This is a genomic window from Streptomyces caniferus (genome assembly GCF_009811555.1).
GTDB lineage: Bacteria > Actinomycetota > Actinomycetes > Streptomycetales > Streptomycetaceae > Streptomyces > Streptomyces caniferus.
The window spans coordinates 160,641-179,543 of sequence record NZ_BLIN01000002.1 but is presented as its reverse complement, the minus strand read 5'-3'; the positions used below and the strand labels follow the sequence as shown (position 1 = coordinate 179,543).

The following is an 18,903-nucleotide window of genomic DNA, read 5'->3' as shown; positions in this document are numbered from 1 at the left end:
ATGGCACGAGCTGCCATGACCCCGTCCGCCGCGCATGCGCTCGCGGACGCCGAACCCACCCCCTTCTGGCTTGCCGACAAGGACCGCCCGGCCGCCCTGCCCGCCCTCGTCGGCGACGAGACCTGCGATCTGCTCGTCGTCGGCGGCGGCTACTCGGGGCTGTGGACCGCGCTGATCGCCAAGGAGCGCGACCCCCAGCGCGATGTCGTCCTCATCGAGGGCGCCGAGATCGGCTGGGCGGCCTCCGGACGCAACGGCGGCTTCTGCGCCGCCTCCCTCACCCATGGCCTCGGCAACGGCCTGGCCCGCTGGCCGAACGAGCTGGCCACCCTCGAAGAGCTCGGCATCCGCAACCTCGACGCCATCGAGGAGACCGTCGCCCGCTACGACATCGACTGCGCCTTCGAGCGCACCGGTGAGATCGACATCGCCACCGAGCCCTACCAGGTCGCCGAACTCAAGGAGTTCGCGGAGGACGCCGCGGGGCTCGGCCTCGACCGGCACACCTTCCTCGACGAGGACGCCCTGCGCGCCGAGGTCGACTCGCCGACCTTCCGCGCCGGCCTGTGGGACCGCGATGGCGTCGCCATGATCAACCCGGCCCGCCTCGCCTGGGGCCTGAAGCAGGCCTGTCTGGGACTCGGCGTCCGCATCTACGAGCGCACCCGGGCCACCGACCTCGCCTCCGAAGGCATGGGCATGGCCGTCCGCACGCCCTACGGCCGGGTCTTCGCCCGCCATGTCGCGCTCGGCACCAACGCCTTCCCGTCACTGGTCAAGCGGATCCGCCCGTACATCGTCCCGGTCTACGACCACGCCCTGATGACGGAGCCGCTCTCCGAGGAACAGCTCGCCGCCATCGGCTGGAAGAACCGCCAGGGCCTCTCGGACTCCAACAACCACTTCCACTACTTCCGCATCACCGAGGACAACCGCATCCTGTGGGGCGGCTACGACATCGTCTACCGCTACGGCGGCGGCGTACGTGCCGAGTTCGACCACCACCCGGCCACGTACGAGAAGCTCGCCCGGCACTTCTTCCGCTGCTTCCCGCAGTTGGAGGGGCTGCGCTTCACCCACACCTGGGGCGGCGCCATCGACACCTGCTCCCGTTTCTCGGCCTTCTTCGGCACCGCGCACGCGGGCCGGGTCGCCTATGCCGCCGGCTACACCGGCCTCGGGGTGGGCGCCACCCGCTTCGGTGCCGACGTGATGCTCGACCTGCTCGCCGGGGAGCGCACCGAACGTACGGAGCTGGAGATGGTCCGCAGCAAGCCGCTCCCCTTCCCGCCCGAGCCGCTGCGGTGGGCCGGCATCGGGATCACCCAGTGGTCCATGACCCGGGCCGACACCCATGGCGGCCGCCGCAACCTGTGGCTGAAGGCCATGGACAAGGTGGGGCTGGGCTTCGACAGCTGACGCCCGACGAGGGGCGGGCGACGGCGAGTCGCCCGCCCCCGTCGCGTGGTGAGCCGGCCCGTCAGGTCCAGGGCGGCCCCCGTCAGCCCTTCAGGCTCCGTCGGCTCATCAGGCCCGTCTTCCCTTCAGACCCCGTCCGCCCCGAGCCCACCGGACGTCCTCCGGCGCACCGCCCGGCCCCCGCTCCCCGCGGACCACCGGTCGCACACCGCGCACCAGGCGGCGAGCAGCACACCGGCCAGACACCAGCTGCCGAGCACGTCCAGCGGCCAGTGATAGCCCCGGCGCACCAGGCCGATGCCGACGCCCACGTTGAGCAGGACGACCGCGACGGTGACGGCAACTGTCGTTGTGGTTGTGGTTGTGGTTGTGGCCGGGGCCGTCGGAGGGTGTGGACGGGCGGGGGTCGCACCGTCGCCCGTCCGCATCCCGCGGCGACTGTGGATCAGCAACAGCCCCACCGCTCCGTACGCCACCGCCGCCGTGGCGCCATGGCCCGACGGGTAGAAGGCGGGCGCGTCGCCGGTCATCTGCGGAGGTCCCGGGCGGGCGATCCAGAGCTTGAGCGGGACGACCAGCGCGGGTACCACGGCCAGTGCGAGGCCGGCGGCGAGCGGCGGCAGCCACCAGCGCACCGGAGCAGGACCCTGGTCCGCGTCCTCGCCGCCCTGGCCCGCTCCGTGCCGCTCCCGCTGTCGCCGCCACCCCAGCCACCCTGCCCACACCATGACCACCAACAGCACCGGCAGCGCCACGGCCGTATTGCCGAGATCGGCACAGAACTCGGCGGCCCCGGCGGGGAGGCTCCCGGTGGCGAGGGCGCGGCCGAGCCGTTCATCGAGGGTGCGCAGCGGGCCGTGGCAGGCCACCTGCCAGGTGAGCACGGCGAAGAGCAACGCGCTGAAGACACCGGCCCACAGGGGCGAGAAGCGGAGGGAGCCGCGACCCGACGGGTCGGCGGAGCTCGGAAAAAGGGTCGGCCGCCTCGGAACAGGGGGGGGTGGTTCCGAGGCGGCCGCGCTGACCGGTGTTCCGCGCGCCCCGGGGGGTATGGGGCGGGCGGACATCCGATCGGTGAGGATTCCCGGAGCCCCCTTTGCCAGGGGTCCCGGTGTTGTGCGCGAGGGCACGGCCTGATCGGAACCGGGGAAGCGCCGACCGGGCGTCGCCCGCAGTCCCCTGCGAGCGGGGTGTTTCTCTCATCTGCTGGAACCGTACGGCACGGCGGGCGCACCCGACAGTCGCATTACCCGGCCGCCATGGCCCCCGCACATCTTCTTCACGCCATGCCTCCAGTTGCGCGCTTCCGCACGGAAATGACCCCGGAAATGAGCACAGAAGGGGCAGGGAACGGGCAGAGAAGGACGCGGAAGCGAGCAGCGAAAGGGGCGCGGAGCGGGCAGGGGAAGGGGCGCGGAGCGGAGCGCGTACACGGGTACGAAGCCGGGCACGGCTCCGGCGCCCCCTGGGGCCGCCCTTCCGGGCGGCGCCCCCGGGCCGCCCGGAAGCAACGATGCGCCAAGGGGGCGGGCTACCTCGCCGTCGGACCGTCGGACACCTCGGACCGCCCGAACGGGCACCTCGGACCCATCGGACCGTCCGAACGGGCACGGCCCGGGACCCGGCATCTGCCGTGTCCCGGGCCGTGCCCGTGGGTTCTCCCCGAGCAGTTCCCGTGCGCGCGCCGCTCAGAGCGCGGTGAAGGCGCCCTCGAGGATGTCCAGACCCTCGTTCAGCAGGTCCTCGCCGATGACCAGCGGCGGCAGGAAGCGCAGCACGTTGCCGTACGTACCGGTGGTCAGGACCAGCAGGCCCTCCTGGTGGCAGGCCTTGGCCAGCGCGGCGGTCGCCTCCGGGTTCGGGTCCTTGGAGCCGGACTTGACCAGCTCGATCGCGATCATCGCGCCGCGGCCGCGGACCTCGCCGATGATGTCGTACTTCTCCGCGATCGCGGTCAGGCGGGCCTTCATGACCTCGCCGATCCGGCGTGCCTTGGCGTTCAGGTCCTGCTCGCGCATGGTCTCGATCGAGCCCAGGGCCGCGGCGCAGGCCACGGGGTTGCCGCCGTAGGTGCCGCCCAGGCCGCCCGCGTGCGCGGCGTCCATGATCTCGGCGCGGCCGGTGACCGCGGCCAGCGGCAGACCGCCCGCGATGCCCTTGGCGGTGGTGATCAGGTCCGGGACGATGCCCTCGTCCTCGCACGCGAACCACTGGCCGGTACGGCAGAAGCCGGACTGGATCTCGTCCGCGACGAAGACGATGCCGTTCTCCTTCGCGAAGTTCGCGATGGCGGGCAGGAAGCCCTTGGCCGGCTCGATGAAGCCGCCCTCGCCGAGCACCGGCTCGATGATGATCGCCGCGACGTTCTCCGCGCCGATCTGCTTGGTGATCTGCGAGATGGCCTGGTCCGCGGCCTCCTGCGCACAGTTCTCCGGGCCGGTCAGCCAGCGGTAGGGGTAGGCCACCGGGACGCGGTAGACCTCGGGCGCGAACGGGCCGAAGCCGTGCTTGTACGGCATGTTCTTGGAGGTGAGCGCCATCGTGAGGTTCGTACGGCCGTGGTAGCCGTGGTCGAAGACGACGACCGCCTGGCGCTTGGTGTGCACACGGGCGATCTTGACGGCGTTCTCGACGGCCTCAGCGCCGGAGTTGAACAGCGCCGACTTCTTCTCGTGATCGCCCGGCGTCAGCTCCGCCAGCTGCTCACAGACCTCGATGTACGGCTCGTACGGCGCCACCATGGCACAGGTGTGGGTGAAGGCCTGGAGCTGCGCGGTGGCCCGGCGGACGACCGCCTCCGCGCTGTTGCCGACCGAGGTCACCGCGATGCCGGAGCCGAAGTCGATCAGGGAGTTCCCGTCCACGTCCTCCAGGACGCCACCGCCCGCGCGCTTGACGAAGACGGGCAGCACGGCGCCGACGCCGGCGGCGACCGTGGCCTGCTTACGAGCCCACAGCTCCTGCGACTTCGGGCCGGGGATCGCGGTGACGACGCGACGCTCCTGGGGGAGGGCCGGGCCTCCGGACAGTTCGGTCATGGCAGTCTCCTGGAGTGGAACGGGGGACGTACAAAGGTGTTGTTCTCGCAGGCTAGGGGCGGCCGGGCGGGTCTGGCATGTTCCGTTCGGGAGAAGTGCGCGTGTTGCGTTGTCCGCACCGGACATAGCGGCGGCCCACGGCCAGTAGATTGTGCGGCGGCGCGCCCGGCAGCAGCGGACACCAGCGCGGGCATGACAATGACACCGCGGCCGAACGCACCCGGCGGCCGGCGCCATGACGCAGCAGGCCACGGCTCAAGGGGGACAAGGGGCACCGGATGGACACCGAGGGCACGCACGACGCACACGACACCCGTTCCGACCAGGTCCCACGCCCGGCGGCACCCCCAGATGTGCCGCCGCGACCCAGCACGCCGCCGCGCTTCCCCGATCCCTCCGTCGCGGGCGGCCGGGTTGCGGGGGCTGGCTCCTCCGCGCGAACCGGCGATGCGTCGCAGTCGCCTTTCATGGCCTGGCTGAGCACTCCGCGTGTACTGGCGGGGCCGGGGGTCTGGGCCTTCGGGCACAAACCCAAGCCAAAGGACGAGCCGCATAAGATTGCGGTGCCTCAGCTCATTGCCGGGGCAGTCATCTCGTTCCTGTGCGCATGGCTGATCTGGTCGCTGCTGATGAACGATTACCTCGGCCCCTACTGGAAGTGGCCGCGCGAGGTGATGCTGCCCGATGCGTGGAAGACGGGCAATGCCAACATCGTCTCGTCGTACGTGTACATGACGATTGTTCTCGGTGCGATCGTCATCGTCTTCGGGCGGGTGGGGCGCTGGCCCACGCTGTTTCGCCGACTGCTCGTGCCGCCGGCGAATCGCGTATGGGACAGGCTTCCTTCGTGGCTGGCACCCAAGGACCCCGGTTCGCTCCCGGGAGGCCAGTTGGTCGCACGTGCGGTCCTGACTCTGGTGCTCGTGTGGTTTCTCTGGCAGTGGTGCATCGACAAGACCACCGACTCGTCCATCCTGATGCTGCAGCTGGAGAATCTGACACCGGTGTCGGGGCAGCGGGAATCGTATTTCTACTACGCCACCAGTTATTCACTGTTCGACCTGGGGGTGCTGCTGGTTGTCTTCAGCCGGTTCGCCTGCCTGTCGGAACTACGGCGTCGTTACGGCGCGTCGGGCCGGCGCGGCACCTCAGGTGGCACCAAGACAACGGAGGCCACCGCGCGGGTGCTCGAGGTGGACCAGGCCGAGTGGGCCGCCCTTCGTACTGCCGGCGCTCCGGCGGCGGCCGACCGTTTGGCTCATGAGGCGCGGTCCGGGCTCATGAACGATGTCGATCATGTGCGGATCAGCCGTGCCTGGCAGTCCGTACGCGTCCAGCCGAGCCGGCTCCAGGCATTCGTCGACAGTGTCCAGAAAAGTGGTGCCGCCGCATGCCTGCACCCTTCCGGAGCGCGCGATCTGGTGACGCGCACCGCACAGCATGACCTTCTGACCTCCCAGGTTCGTATCGGTACGGCATCCGAAGACGTGCGCAACCCGTATGACCGGCGTGGCACGGGGTGTGCGCTCGAACCGGACGTGCTCGGCACCTCGTTGCTGGCGGTCGGCCCGCCCGGGTCGGGAAAGACAACGCGCCTGGTGCGCCCGCTGGTTGAGGCCTTGTGCTTGCAGGCACTCGCCGGGCGCGCCGCCATTGTGTCCGTCGGGACGGCTGCGACGGTGCCCGCGCCCGATGACGCCTTCGACGCCGTGATCAGGGTCGGTCACCGTGACGCGGACTGCGACCTGGACCTGTACGGCGGCACGACCGACCCGGACGAGGCCGCCGGGATCCTGGCCGAGGCGCTCGTGGGGGACGTGGCGGCGACGTTGCCCGGAGGCAACGGGCGGCGGGCGACGACCGTACTGGGGCAGTTGCTGGGACCATTTCGGGTGGCGCACGGCAGGTTTCCCGGGGTCGCGGAGCTTCGGGAACTGCTGGACGGGTCGCAGGGGGCGCTGGCGGGGCTGCGGACCGTGCTCGAGGCAGCCGGCGAGCACAGCGCGCTGCGGGAGCTGGACGCGCGGGACCGCCAGGCGGAGCGGTCCGGGGATGTCGGGGTGCTGCTCGCGGACCGGATCGCGTTGCTGGACCGCCCGGCGTTCGCGGGTTTCTTCGATCCGACCGGGCGCTCGCGCCAGGTGTCACTGCGTTCCCTGGACCATCCGCTGCGGGTACGGATCGATCTGCCCGAGCGCGGACATGCGGAGGCTTCGCGGATTCTGGCGCGGTTGGTGCTCGCGCAGTTCACGGAGTGCGCGGTGGCGCGGTCGGACCGATCGGTCTTCGCCTGTCTGGTCCTTGACGATGCGTCGCATGTGATCACGCAGGAGGCGTTGCGTGGACTGCAGCGCCTGCGGTCGGCGAATGCGGGCGTAGTGCTGACGCTGAGGGCGCTGGACGACGTACCGGAGTCATTGCGTGGCGCGCTGCTCGGCGCGGTCGGCTGCCGGATGGCGTTCGCGGGCGTGACGACCTGGGACGGAGCGCGGTTCGCTGAGGTGTGGGGCAAGGCCTGGGTGGAGACGCGGGACGTCACCGACCGGCAGATCGTCTCCGACGAGCCGTTCACCAAAGTCATGCACTCGATCCGGCGGCTGGTCACGGGGAAGAACGTCACCGCCAAGGCCGTCACCGTCCGCACCGTGGAGCGTGAGCGCTGGTCCGCCTCGGATCTGGCCAATTCCGTTCCGCCCGGGCATGCGGTGCTCTCGGTGACCTCGGTGGGCGGGGAGCATGCGCCGCCGGTGCTGGTGGACCTGCGGGCCTGAGGGCGGCCGACGGGGGCGGCGGGCGCGGGAAGAGGGCGCCTGCCGCCGCCCCGGCATGGGGTCGTGCTCCGGGGGCGAGCGGGATTGTCCGGACCGGAGCTCCCCCGGATTCCTCCGCTGGGGCAGAATCGAGACTGGCCGTTCATACGAGACGGCGTAAACAATCGGTCGGTGAACGGTCGGCGGCAGTCGTCTACTGGTCACCGGCCGTCGTGGACCGACCGGTCGGTGACCGGTTGCCGTCCGGTCGTCCCTCGCAGTCGTCGACGTCACGAAGGTCCCATGCCGCACACCCTCGCTTCCCTGGTCAACCACACCGCGCTCAAGCTGACCGTGCTCGCGGGCGAGGGGCACCTGGACGTGCCGGTGCGCTGGGCGCACGCCAGTGAGCTGATCGATCCGGTGCCCTACATGGAGGGCGGGGAGCTGCTGCTGATCACCGCGCTCAAGCTGGACGCGGAGGACGCGGAGGCGACCCGCAGGTATGTGCGGCGGGTCGCGGAGGCAGGGGTCGTCGGGCTGGGGTTCGCGGTCGGGGTCAATTACGAGGGCGTGCCGCAGCCCCTGGTCGAGGCGGCCAGGGAGCAGGGGCTGCCGCTGCTCGGGGTGCCCCGCAGGACGCCGTTCATCGCGATCAGCAAGGCCGTCTCGGCCGCCGTGGCCGCCGATCAGTACCGCGCGGTGACCGCCGGATTCGAGGCGCAGCGGGAGCTCACCCGCGCGGCGCTGAGCGCCGAGGGGCCGGCCGAGCTGCTGGCCCGGCTCGCGGCGCATCTGGACGGCTGGGCCGCGCTCTACGACGCGTCGGGTGCGGTGGTGGCCGCCGCCCCCGACTGGGCGGCCCGCCGCGCGGCCCGGCTCGGCGACGACGTCGGGCGGCTGCGCGAGCGGCCCGCCCCCGCCAGCTCGGTCGTCAGCGACATGGACGGCGACGACCGGGTCGAACTGCAGTCGCTGGGCACCGGGCGCCGGGCCCGCGGTGTGCTCGCGGTCGGCACCGCCGCGCCGCTCGGCACGGCCGAGCGCTACGCCATGCACTCCGCGGTCGCGCTGCTCACCCTGACCACCGAGCGGTCCCGGGCACTGCAGGACGCCGAGCAGCGGCTCGGCGCCGCGGTGCTCAAGATGCTGCTCGCGGGGGAGCCGGACCATGCGCGGGCGGTCGCGGGCCGGCTCTACGGCGGGCTCCTTGACGCGCCGTTCCGGATGGTGGTCGCGGAGGCGGTGGCCGGCGAGGAGCAGGCGTCACCCGCGGGCACCGGGGGCGCGGGGGTCCTCGACGGGCTGGCCGACGCGATGGACTCCGCGGCCGCGCGGACCGGTGAGGCGGTGCTCGCCGTGCCGGACGGCGGCCGGCTGATCGTGCTGGTCGCGGACGGCGGGGCGGCCGCGGACGCCTGTGCCGCGTACGCCGCCGAGACCGACGCCCGCGCCGGTGCGCGGCCGCGGTCGCGCGGCCGGGCGGGGCGGGCCGAGGCGGGCCACGGCGAGGGCGTGGCCGTCGGGCTGTCGGCACCGACCGGGCCGATGGCCGCCGCGAACGCCTACCGCCAGGCCGAACAGGCGCTGTCGGTGGCCCGCCGGCGTGGCCGTGCGCTGGTCGAGCACGAGGACGTGGCGGCCGGGTCCGTGCTGCCGCTGCTCGCCGACGACGCGGTGCGCGCCTTCGCGGACGGGCTGCTGCGGGCGCTGCGCGAGCACGACGCCCGGGGCCGCGGTGATCTGGTGGCCTCGCTGCGCGCCTGGCTCGCCCGGCACGGCCAGTGGGACGCGGCCGCCGCCGACCTGGGCGTACACCGCCACACGCTGCGCTACCGGATGCGGCGGGTGGAGGAGATCCTGGGCCGCTCGCTGGACGATGCGGATGTCCGGATGGAGCTGTGGCTGGCGCTCAAGGCGACGTCGGGTCCGCAGGGGGAGTAGGAGCAGGAGCACGAGCAGGAGCTGGAGCAGGCGTCGGCGTCGGCGTTGCAGGAGTGGGCGGCAGGCCCCGGTCTCGCCGGGGGAGTGAGGGTGCGGCCCGCCCCGGCGCGCGCCTCGGATCCGCGCCGTACGCCCTGTCCAGCCCGCGCCCGTACGCCCTCTCCACCCGCACCCCGTGCGTCCTCTCGGCCACATCCCCCTACGCCGTCTCCACCCGCACCCCGTACGTCCCTCTCGGCCACAGCCCGTACGCCCTCCCCACGGGTCTCGCACGCCCCCTGAGCCCCGGCCCACACGCCCCCTCGGAGAGGGGCCGTCCGCCCCCGCCACCCCGGGCCATCTCCTCCCCTCCACCGCAGCCCGCCCCGTCCCCTCCATCGCGGAGAGGCGGCCGGACCGATTACTACGCTTCGGACAAACGCCACGGCGCCGTCGCACCCCTACCGTGGATCCCGAGTCAGAACCGCAGAGCCGCTCCCTGAGCCATGCGCATCACCCACCACTTCTGAAGGGCCGGGTTCCACTGTGCCGATCCCCACTGATGCAGCCCCCACCGCCTTTTGGCTCGCCGGCCGTCAGGCCACCGGCGAGACCACCTTCGACGTCACCTCTCCCTGGGACGGACGCCTCGTCGGCACGGTGAGCGTCCCCACCGAGGCCCAGGTCGAGGAGGCCGTCGCCGCCTCCGTCGCGGTCCAGGACGAGCTCGCCGCCACTCCGGCGCACGTGCGGGCCGCCGCGCTGGACCATGTGCACCGCCGGCTGGTGGAGCGTACGGAGGAGATCGCCCGGCTGATCTCCGCGGAGAACGGCAAGCCCATGAAGTGGGCGCGCGGCGAGGTCGGCCGTGCCGTCTCCGTGTTCCGGTTCGCCGCCGAGGAGGCCCGCCGCTTCAACGGTGGCGAGGCGCAGCGCCTGGACACCGACGCGGGCGGCGCCGGCCGGCTCGCCCTGACCCGCCGCTTCCCGCGCGGCACGGTCCTGGGCATCGCCCCGTTCAACTTCCCGCTGAACCTCTGCGCCCACAAGATCGCCCCGGCCATCGCGGCCGGCGCCCCGATCATCCTCAAGCCGGCGCCGGCCACCCCGCTCTCCGGCCTGATCCTCGGTGAGCTGCTGGCCGAGACCGAGCTGCCGGCCGGTTCCTGGTCGATCCTCCCGGTGACCAACGACCGGATGCCGGCGCTGGTCCAGGACGAGCGGCTGCCGGTCGTCTCCTTCACCGGCTCCGAGAAGGTCGGCTACGCGATCCTCGACTCGGTGCCGCGCAAGCACTGCACCCTGGAGCTCGGCGGCAACGGCGCGGCCGTCGTCCTGCCGGACTTCTCCTCCGAGGCGGACCTGGACTGGGCGGCGCAGCGCATCGCCACCTTCTCCAACTACCAGGGCGGCCAGTCCTGCATCTCGGTGCAGCGGGTGATCGCGGACGCCTCCGTCTACGACCGTCTGGTGCCCAAGATCGTGGCAGCCGTCGAGGCGCAGGTCACCGGCGACCCGTCGGACGACGCGACCGAGGTCGGCCCGCTGGTGAACGAGGACGCCGCCAAGCGCGTCGAGAGCTGGGTCGACGAGGCCGTGGAGCGCGGCGCGAAGCTGCTCGCGGGCGGCAAGCGCGACGGTGCCTCCTACGCGCCGACGGTGCTGGAGAACGTCCCCGCCGACGCCACCCTCGCCTGCGAGGAGGTCTTCGGCCCGGTGCTCACCCTCAAGAAGGTCGACGGGGAGGCCGAGGCGTTCGCAGCCGTCAACGACTCCAAGTTCGGCCTCCAGGCCGGGGTGTTCACGCACGACGTCCAGACCGCCTTCCGCGCCCACCGCGCGCTGGAGGTCGGCGGCGTGATCGTCGGCGATGTGCCGTCCTACCGCGCAGACCAGATGCCGTACGGCGGCGTCAAGCAGTCCGGTGTGGGCCGCGAGGGCGTGCGCTTCGCGATGGACGACTACACCTATGAGCGGGTGCTGGTCCTCACGGGCCTGGCGCTGTAACCTCCGCCCGACCCGGTCCGGACCGGTGGACAGCGACGGCCGTCCCTTGGGCCGTATCACCAACCGGACCCGGCCGGCGCACCCCCCGGCGCCGGCCCCCGACGCGGCGCGCTCCGGCACCCTGTTTCCGGAGCGCGCCGCGTCCCCCGTTTCCGGCATCACCTCTCCCGTCATGCCGGATCTTGACGGTAAGGCGGACCGCACCCTTGCTTCCTCCTGTCTGAGGGGGAGCCGGGGCGCTCCTCGGGGGGAGGAGCGGGGGCCGCACGTACAACCAGCGCGGTATGCCGCACCCCCCGAAGGGCGGAGAGCGGCGAGCCAACTCAGGCCGGTGCCGGGGCGTATGTCCCCCTTGGCGAGGAGTGGCCGCAAGGCCCGCCATCTCCGGCCGCCTCCAGTGGTGCAACCCGCGCGGATCGGGTAACTCTCACAAGTAGCGCTGTCCAGCGGCCGACCGGCCCGCCGGCGCTGAACTCCCGATCCCGCGGCGAGGTGAGCTCCTGATGACCGCTCCATCCATCCGCAACGTTTCCGAGCGCGAAGCACGCCAGGTCGCCGAGGCGGCCCGCGAGCAGGACTGGCGCAAGCCCAGCTTCGCCAAGGAACTGTTCCTGGGGCGTTTCCGGCTCGACCTCATCCATCCGCACCCGACCCCCGCGGTCGACGATGTGCGCCGCGGAGAGAAGTTCCTCGCCACGCTGCGCGACTTCTGCGAGACGGAGATCGACGGCGCGCGGATCGAGCGCGAGGGGCAGATTCCGGACGAGACCGTGCACGGGCTCAAGGAGCTCGGCGCCTTCGGCATGAAGATCGACCCGAAGTACGGCGGCCTCGGGCTCACCCAGGTCTACTACAACCGGGCCCTGGCCCTGGTCGGCACCGCCAGCCCGGCCATCGGCGCACTGCTCTCCGCGCACCAGTCGATCGGCGTGCCGCAGCCCCTGAAGCTCTTCGGCACCAAGGAGCAGAAGGAGACGTTCCTGCCGCGCTGTGCCCGTACGGACATCTCGGCGTTCCTGCTGACCGAGCCCGACGTCGGCTCGGACCCGGCCCGGCTGGCGACCCTCGCGGTCCCGGACGGCACGGACTACGTCCTCGACGGGGTCAAGCTGTGGACCACCAACGGTGTGGTCGCCGACCTGCTGGTGGTGATGGCGCGGGTGCCCGCCTCCGAGGGGCACAAGGGCGGCATCACGGCCTTCGTCGTCGAGGCCGACTCCCCCGGCATCACGGTCGAGAACCGCAACGCCTTCATGGGCCTGCGCGGCCTGGAGAACGGGGTGACCCGCTTCCACCAGGTACGGGTCCCCGCCGCCAACCGCATCGGGCCCGAGGGCGCCGGCCTGAAGATCGCCCTCACCACCCTCAACACCGGCCGCCTCTCGCTGCCCGCGATGTGCGTCGGCTCCGGCAAGTGGTGCCTGAAGATCGCCCGCGAGTGGACCGCGGCCCGCGAGCAGTGGGGCCGGCCGGTCGCCAAGCACGAGGCCGTCGGCGCCAAGATCTCCTTCATCGCCGCCACCACCTTCGCCCTCGAAGCGGTCGTCGACCTCTCCTCCCAGATGGCCGACGAGAACCGTAACGACATCCGCATCGAGGCCGCCCTCGCCAAGCTCTACGGCTCCGAGATGGGCTGGCTGATGGCCGACGAACTGGTCCAGATCCGCGGCGGCCGCGGCTACGAGACCGCCGACTCGCTCGCCGCCCGCGGCGAACGCGCCGTCCCCACCGAGCAGATGCTCCGCGATATGCGCATCAACCGGATCTTCGAGGGCTCCACGGAGATCATGCACCTGCTGATCGCCCGCGAGGCGGTGGACGCCCATCTGTCGGTCGCCGGCGACCTCATCGACCCCGACAAGTCCCTCGCCGACAAGGGCCGGGCGGCGGCCAAGGCCGGCGGGTTCTACGCCCGCTGGCTGCCCAAGCTCGTCGCCGGACCGGGGCAACTCCCGCGTACGTACCAGGAGTTCGGCCAGCTGGCCGGTCACCTGCGCTATGTCGAGCGGACCTCCCGCAAGCTCGCCCGCTCCACCTTCTACGCGATGTCCCGCTGGCAGGGCCGGATGGAGACCAAACAGGGCTTCCTCGGCCGGATCGTGGACATCGGCGCCGAACTCTTCGCGATGAGCGCCGCCTGCGTACGGGCCGAGTACCTCACCGAGACCGGCGACCACGGCCGCGAGGCGCAGCAGCTGGCCGACGTGTTCTGCCGGCAGGCGCGGATCCGCGTCGAGGAGCTGTTCGGACGGCTGTGGACCAACACCGACGAACTCGACCGCAAGGTCGTCGACGGTGTCCTCGACGGCAGCTACACCTGGCTGGAGGAGGGCATGATCGACCCCAGCGGCGACGGCCCCTGGATCGCCGACGCGACCCCGGGCCCCAGCCGGACGGACAACGTCCGTCGCCCCATCCGCTGAGCGACCCACGGCTGCCCGCACCCGGGGCCGGTCCGCATCCCCGGACCGGCCCCGGGCACGTGGCCGGCCAAGACCTGGGCCGCAAGATCCGTACGACAGGCCCTAGGTGTATTGATCACGAGCGTTGTTAACGCTGGCTGGGCTTGATCATGGCGAAGACCTCCGGTGTGGTGGAGCTGTCTAGGACTGCACCGCACGGAGGTCTTCGTGTCCCACCGTAATGCCCGGCTGACCGTTCACGGCAGGCGGCTGCTGGTCGAGCGCGTCCGTTCCGGGCGCCCCATCGCGCACGTCGCCGCCGAGATGGGCATCTCGCGGCCCACCGCCCACAAGTGGCTGCGTCGCTGGAGAACGCAGGGCGAGGCCGGGCTGCACGATCGTCCCAGCCGGCCGCACACGACACCGCACCGGACTCCTCTCGCGGTAGAGGACCAGGTATGCCGGTTGCGGCAAGACCGGAAGCTGGGCCCGGCTCGCATCGCACCGATCCTGGGCCTGCCGGCCTCGACCGTCCACCGGGTCCTGGCCCGGCACGGCCTGAACCGCCTCGCCTTCCTCGACCGGCCCACCGGCCAGGTCATCCGCCGCTACGAACGCAGCAGGCCCGGCGAGCTCGTCCACGTGGACGTGAAGAAACTCGGCCGCATACCCGACGGCGGGGGCTGGCGCATCCACGGCCGTGCCGCCTGCCCCGACCGCCGCCGCACCACAGGCTTCGACTACATCCACTCCGCAGTCGACGACCACAGCCGCCTCGCCTACAGCGAAGTCCACCGGGACGAGAAAGCCGCCACCTGCGCGGCCTTCCTGCAGCGGGCCGCAGCCTTCTTCGCCGCCTGCGGCATCCTGCGCATCGAACGTGTCCTGACGGACAACGCCTGGCCCTACCGCAAGAGCTTCGCCTGGCGTCAGGCGCTTGCAGATCTCGGCGCGGCCGGCAAGCTCACGCGCATCTACCGGCCGCAGACCAATGGCAAGGTCGAACGCTTCAACCGCACCCTGCTCGACGAATGGGCCTACCTACGGCCCTACACCAGCAACGACGAACGAACCGCCGCACTGGACACCTTCCTGCACAGCTACAACCATCACAGGTGCCACACCGCACTCGGAGGCAAGTCACCCATCAGCCGCGTGAACAACCCTGCGGGTCAATACACCTAGGGCCTGTCTTCAAAGTCCCGCCTGCCTTGCGGTGCCTGGCACGCACGCTCGCCGCGTTGTCGGGACCTTCCCGGTACACCCAGTACCGGGAAGGCCCTCCGCCTTGCGATCGCACGCACCAGACACCGCAAGGCCCGCCCTGCGGGCGAACGACGGGACTTTGAAGACAGGCCCTAGGTGTCCGCGGCCCCTCGGCGACCGGCCACAATGGACCACATGACGGACTCCCTCGCCCACCCGCATCTGCGTTTCGAGCCGGCCGCCGGCGACCCCGACGGCCCGAGCGGCCCCCGTTCCCTCGTCATCCTCGGCTCGACCGGGTCGATCGGCACCCAGGCGATCGACATCGTGCTGCGCAACCCCGACCGGTTCCGGGTGACCGCGCTCTCCGCGGCCGGCGGCCGGGTCGAGCTGCTCGCCGACCAGGCACACCAGCTGCGGGTGAGCACCGTGGCCGTGGCGCGCGAGGACGCGGTGCCCGCGCTGCGCACGGCGCTGGCCGACCGCTACGGCGCGGGCGAGACGCTGCCCGAGATCCTGGCCGGCCCCGACGCGGCCACCGAAGTGGCCGCCTCCCCCTGCCACACCGTCCTCAACGGCATCACCGGCTCCATCGGACTCGCCCCGACCCTGGCCGCTCTCCGGGCCGGCCGGGTGCTCGCCCTGGCCAACAAGGAGTCGCTGATCGTCGGCGGCCCGCTGGTCAAGGCCGTCGCGCAGCCGGGCCAGATCATCCCCGTCGACTCCGAGCACTCCGCGCTCTTCCAGGCGCTGGCCGGCGGCAAGCGCGCCGAGGTCCGCAAGCTCGTCGTCACCGCCTCCGGGGGCCCGTTCCGCGGCCGGACGAAGCAGGAGCTGGCCGGGGTCACTCCCGAGCAGGCGCTCGCCCACCCCACCTGGTCGATGGGCCCGGTCGTCACCATCAACTCGGCGACCCTCGTCAACAAGGGCCTGGAGGTCATCGAGGCGCATCTGCTCTTCGACGTCCCCTTCGACCGCATCGAGGTCGCCGTCCACCCGCAGTCCTACATCCACTCGATGGTGGAGTTCACCGACGGCTCCACGCTCGCCCAGGCCAGCCCGCCCGACATGCGGATGCCGATCGCGCTGGGCATCGGCTGGCCCGAGCGGGTCCCGGACGCCGCACCGGGCGTGGACTGGACGAAGGCGCAGACCTGGGAGTTCTTCCCGCTGGACGAGGAGGCCTTCCCGTCCGTCCCGCTGGCCCGCCACGTCGGTGATCTGGGCGGCACCGCCCCCGCGGTCTTCAACGCGGCGAACGAGGAATGTGTCGACGCGTTCCTCCAGGGCGGGCTGCCCTTCACAGGGATTGTGGATACGGTCGCCGCAGTGGTCTCCGAGCACGGGACACCGGCCAGGGGAACTTCCCTGACGGTCGCGGACGTCCTGGAGGCGGAAACCTGGGCGCGCGCCCGCGCCCGCGAACTGGCCGCCCGTGCGGCACGGACACCTTCGGAGGCTCGCGCATGACGACCTGGATGACCATCCTCGGCATAGTCGTCTTCGTCGTCGGCCTGCTGTTCTCCATTGCCTGGCACGAGCTCGGCCACCTCTCCACGGCCAAGCTGTTCGGTATCCGCGTGCCGCAGTACATGGTGGGCTTCGGACCGACGATCTTCTCCCGTAAGAAGGGCGACACCGAGTACGGCATCAAGGCCGTTCCGCTCGGCGGCTACATCCGCATGATCGGGATGTTCCCGCCCGGCGACGACGGAAAGCTGCAGGCCCGCTCCACCTCGCCGTTCCGCGGCATGATCGAGGACGCCCGCTCGGCGGCCTTCGAGGAGCTGCAGCCCGGTGACGAGAAGCGGCTCTTCTACACCCGCAAGCCCTGGAAGCGCGTCATCGTGATGTTCGCCGGGCCGTTCATGAATCTGATCCTGGCGGTCGTGATCTTCATGAGCGTGCTGATGGGCTTCGGCATCAACACCCAGACGACCTCGGTCGGCTCCGTGTCGGACTGCGTCATCTCGGCCGCCGCCAAGACCGACAAGTGCCCGCACGGCGCCAAGGACTCCCCGGCCAAGGCCGCGGGTCTGCGGGCCGGCGACAAGATCGTGTCGTTCAACGGACGGGCCGTCCCGGACTGGGGCGTCCTCCAGCAGCAGATCCGCGACACCACAGGGCCCGCCACCCTCGTCGTCGAGCGGCAGGGCGCACGCAAGACCCTGCACGCCGACCTGATCGAGAACAAGGTCGCCAGGACCGACGGCCACGGCGGCTACGTCCCCGGCCAGTTCGTCACCGCCGGATTCCTCGGCTTCACGCCCGCCAGCGGCGTCGTCCAGCAGTCCTTCGGCCAGTCCGTCGACCGCATGGGCAACATGGTCGAGCAGGGCGTCTCCTCGCTGATAAACCTCCCCGCGAAGGTCCCGGACCTGTGGAACGCGGCCTTCAACGGCGGCGAGCGCAAGCAGGACTCCCCGATGGGCGTGGTCGGCGCGGCCCGGGTCGGCGGCGAAGTCTTCTCCCTGCACATCCCGCCGGAGCAGCGGGTGGCGACCATGCTCTTCCTGGTCGCCGGCTTCAACCTCTCGCTGTTCCTGTTCAACATGCTGCCGCTGCTGCCGCTGGACGGCGGGCACATCGCCGGTGCGCTGTGGGAGTCGATCCGGCGGGCCTTCGCCAAGATCGTCCGGCGCCCGGACCCCGGCCCCTTCGACGTCGCCAAGCTGATGCCGGTCGCGTACGTCGTCGCCGGGATCTTCATCTGCTTCACCCTGCTGGTGCTCGTCGCCGACGTGGTGAATCCGGTGAAGCTGACCTGACCAGCACGGACAGACGACGGCCGGACACCTCCGTGGCGTTTGGAGGTGTCCGGCCGCCTTCTTTCGTGGCGCCACAGGGGAGCGATGTGCTCGCGGCACCCCCCGTGACGTAATCTCGGAGACCGGAGCCCGCCGATGCGGGGCCTAGATCCACACCTTGGGGTTGCTCGCCAGATGACTGCCATTTCACTGGGAATGCCGGACGTACCGACCAAGCTCGCCGACCGCCGGGTCAGCCGCAAGATCCAGGTCGGTACGGTCGCCGTGGGCGGAGACGCACCGGTCTCGGTGCAGTCGATGACGACCACGCGGACGTCCGACATCGGTGCCACGCTGCAGCAGATCGCCGAGCTGACGGCGTCCGGCTGCCAGATCGTCCGGGTCGCCTGCCCGACGCAGGACGACGCCGACGCGCTGCCCGTGATCGCCCGCAAGTCCCAGATTCCGGTCATCGCGGACATCCACTTCCAGCCGAAGTACGTCTTCGCCGCGATCGACGCCGGCTGCGCCGCGGTCCGCGTCAACCCCGGCAACATCAAGCAGTTCGACGACAAGGTCAAGGAGATCGCCAAGGCGGCCTCCGACGCCGGCACCCCGATCCGGATCGGCGTCAACGCCGGCTCCCTGGACCGCCGCCTGCTGCAGAAGTACGGCAAGGCCACCCCCGAGGCGCTCGTCGAGTCCGCGCTGTGGGAGGCGTCGCTCTTCGAGGAGCACGGCTTCCGCGACATCAAGATCTCGGTCAAGCACAACGACCCGGTCGTGATGGTCAACGCCTACCGCCAGCTCGCCGCCCAGAGCGACTACCCGCTCCACCTCGGCGTCACGGAGGCCGGCCCCGCCTTCCAGGGCACCATCAAGTCCGCCGTCGCCTTCGGCGCGCTGCTCAGCGAGGGCATCGGCGACACCATCCGCGTCTCGCTCTCCGCGCCGCCCGCCGAAGAGGTCAAGGTCGGCATCTCCATCCTGGAGTCGCTCAACCTCCGCCAGCGCCGCCTGGAGATCGTCTCCTGCCCGTCCTGCGGCCGCGCCCAGGTCGACGTCTACAAGCTTGCCGACGAGGTCACCGCGGGCCTGGAGGGCATGGAGGTGCCGCTCCGCGTCGCCGTCATGGGCTGCGTCGTCAACGGCCCCGGCGAGGCCCGCGAGGCCGACCTCGGTGTCGCCTCCGGCAACGGCAAGGGCCAGATCTTCGTCAAGGGCGAGGTCATCAAGACCGTCCCCGAGTCGAAGATCGTCGAGACCCTCATCGAAGAGGCGCTGAAGATCGCCGCGCAGATGGAGGCGGACGGCGTCGTCTCCGGCAGCCCGGTCGTCTCCGCCGCTGGCTGACCGCCGCACCCGCAGCCGCCGAGCCCCGCCGCCCGCACCGGGCCGCGGGGCTCACGCC

General features: G+C 71.5%; 11 protein-coding genes. 9 read left to right on the top strand and 2 right to left on the bottom strand.

What is annotated here, in order from left to right; translation table 11 throughout:
* Positions 1–1,419 (top strand): NAD(P)/FAD-dependent oxidoreductase, encoded by a 1,419-nt coding sequence (locus Scani_RS02610; RefSeq protein WP_159469628.1) that lies wholly within the window; start codon positions 1–3, stop codon positions 1,417–1,419.
* Positions 1,420–1,544: 125 nt separating this feature from the next.
* On the opposite strand, the gene Scani_RS02605 is transcribed toward Scani_RS02610, so the two are convergent.
* The gene (locus tag Scani_RS02605; RefSeq protein WP_246295456.1) at positions 1,545–2,315 is read right to left on the bottom strand and encodes a phosphatase PAP2 family protein; all 771 of its coding nucleotides are present in this window, start codon (positions 2,313–2,315) and stop codon (positions 1,545–1,547) included.
* A 792-nt stretch (positions 2,316–3,107) separates the two neighbouring features.
* Positions 3,108–4,457, bottom strand: a complete 1,350-nt coding sequence (gene gabT, locus Scani_RS02600) for a 4-aminobutyrate--2-oxoglutarate transaminase (protein ID WP_159469626.1) — start codon at positions 4,455–4,457, stop codon at positions 3,108–3,110.
* Positions 4,458–4,735: 278 nt separating this feature from the next.
* On the opposite strand from gabT, the gene Scani_RS02595 reads away from it, so the two are divergent.
* From Scani_RS02595 to ispG, 8 genes are all read left to right on the top strand, one after another.
* Positions 4,736–7,228 carry an ATP/GTP-binding protein gene (locus Scani_RS02595; RefSeq protein ID WP_159469624.1) on the top strand — a complete coding sequence of 831 codons (2,493 nt, stop codon included), beginning with the start codon at positions 4,736–4,738 and terminating at the stop codon, positions 7,226–7,228.
* A gap of 282 nt (positions 7,229–7,510) precedes the next feature.
* Positions 7,511–9,151 (top strand): PucR family transcriptional regulator, encoded by a 1,641-nt coding sequence (locus Scani_RS02590; RefSeq protein ID WP_159469622.1) that lies wholly within the window; start codon positions 7,511–7,513, stop codon positions 9,149–9,151.
* A 525-nt stretch (positions 9,152–9,676) separates the two neighbouring features.
* Complete coding sequence (locus Scani_RS02585) at positions 9,677–11,137, top strand: aldehyde dehydrogenase family protein (RefSeq protein ID WP_159469620.1); 1,461 nt, start codon at positions 9,677–9,679, stop codon at positions 11,135–11,137.
* A 503-nt stretch (positions 11,138–11,640) separates the two neighbouring features.
* On the top strand, positions 11,641–13,560 hold the full coding sequence (locus tag Scani_RS02580; RefSeq protein WP_159469618.1) for an acyl-CoA dehydrogenase family protein: 1,920 nt from the start codon (positions 11,641–11,643) through the stop codon (positions 13,558–13,560).
* A gap of 207 nt (positions 13,561–13,767) precedes the next feature.
* A complete protein-coding gene (locus Scani_RS02575; protein WP_159469616.1) occupies positions 13,768–14,724 on the top strand; it encodes an IS481 family transposase in 957 nt (318 codons plus the stop codon).
* A gap of 216 nt (positions 14,725–14,940) precedes the next feature.
* Positions 14,941–16,215, top strand: a complete 1,275-nt coding sequence (gene dxr / locus Scani_RS02570) for a 1-deoxy-D-xylulose-5-phosphate reductoisomerase (protein WP_159469613.1) — start codon at positions 14,941–14,943, stop codon at positions 16,213–16,215.
* Positions 16,212–17,513 carry a M50 family metallopeptidase gene (locus Scani_RS02565; protein WP_159469611.1) on the top strand — a complete coding sequence of 434 codons (1,302 nt, stop codon included), beginning with the start codon at positions 16,212–16,214 and terminating at the stop codon, positions 17,511–17,513. Before dxr ends, Scani_RS02565 begins: the two co-directional genes overlap by 4 nt.
* Before the next feature lie 174 nt (positions 17,514–17,687).
* Positions 17,688–18,845 (top strand): flavodoxin-dependent (E)-4-hydroxy-3-methylbut-2-enyl-diphosphate synthase, encoded by a 1,158-nt coding sequence (gene ispG, locus Scani_RS02560; RefSeq protein ID WP_159469609.1) that lies wholly within the window; start codon positions 17,688–17,690, stop codon positions 18,843–18,845.
* The last annotated feature ends 58 nt before the right edge of the window (positions 18,846–18,903 follow it).

What these genes read in the sequence shown, in the direction of transcription:
- Scani_RS02595 (WP_159469624.1), top strand. Translation starts at nt 4,736, where the DNA reads ATGGACACCGAGGGCACGCACGACGCACACGACACCCGTTCCGACCAG.
- Scani_RS02580 (WP_159469618.1), top strand. Translation starts at nt 11,641, where the DNA reads ATGACCGCTCCATCCATCCGCAACGTTTCCGAGCGCGAAGCACGCCAG.
- Scani_RS02590 (WP_159469622.1), top strand. Translation starts at nt 7,511, where the DNA reads ATGCCGCACACCCTCGCTTCCCTGGTCAACCACACCGCGCTCAAGCTG.
- dxr (WP_159469613.1), top strand. Translation starts at nt 14,941, where the DNA reads ATGACGGACTCCCTCGCCCACCCGCATCTGCGTTTCGAGCCGGCCGCC.
- Scani_RS02565 (WP_159469611.1), top strand. Translation starts at nt 16,212, where the DNA reads ATGACGACCTGGATGACCATCCTCGGCATAGTCGTCTTCGTCGTCGGC.
- gabT (WP_159469626.1), bottom strand. Translation starts at nt 4,457, where the DNA reads ATGACCGAACTGTCCGGAGGCCCGGCCCTCCCCCAGGAGCGTCGCGTC.
- Scani_RS02610 (WP_159469628.1), top strand. Translation starts at nt 1, where the DNA reads ATGGCACGAGCTGCCATGACCCCGTCCGCCGCGCATGCGCTCGCGGAC.
- ispG (WP_159469609.1), top strand. Translation starts at nt 17,688, where the DNA reads ATGACTGCCATTTCACTGGGAATGCCGGACGTACCGACCAAGCTCGCC.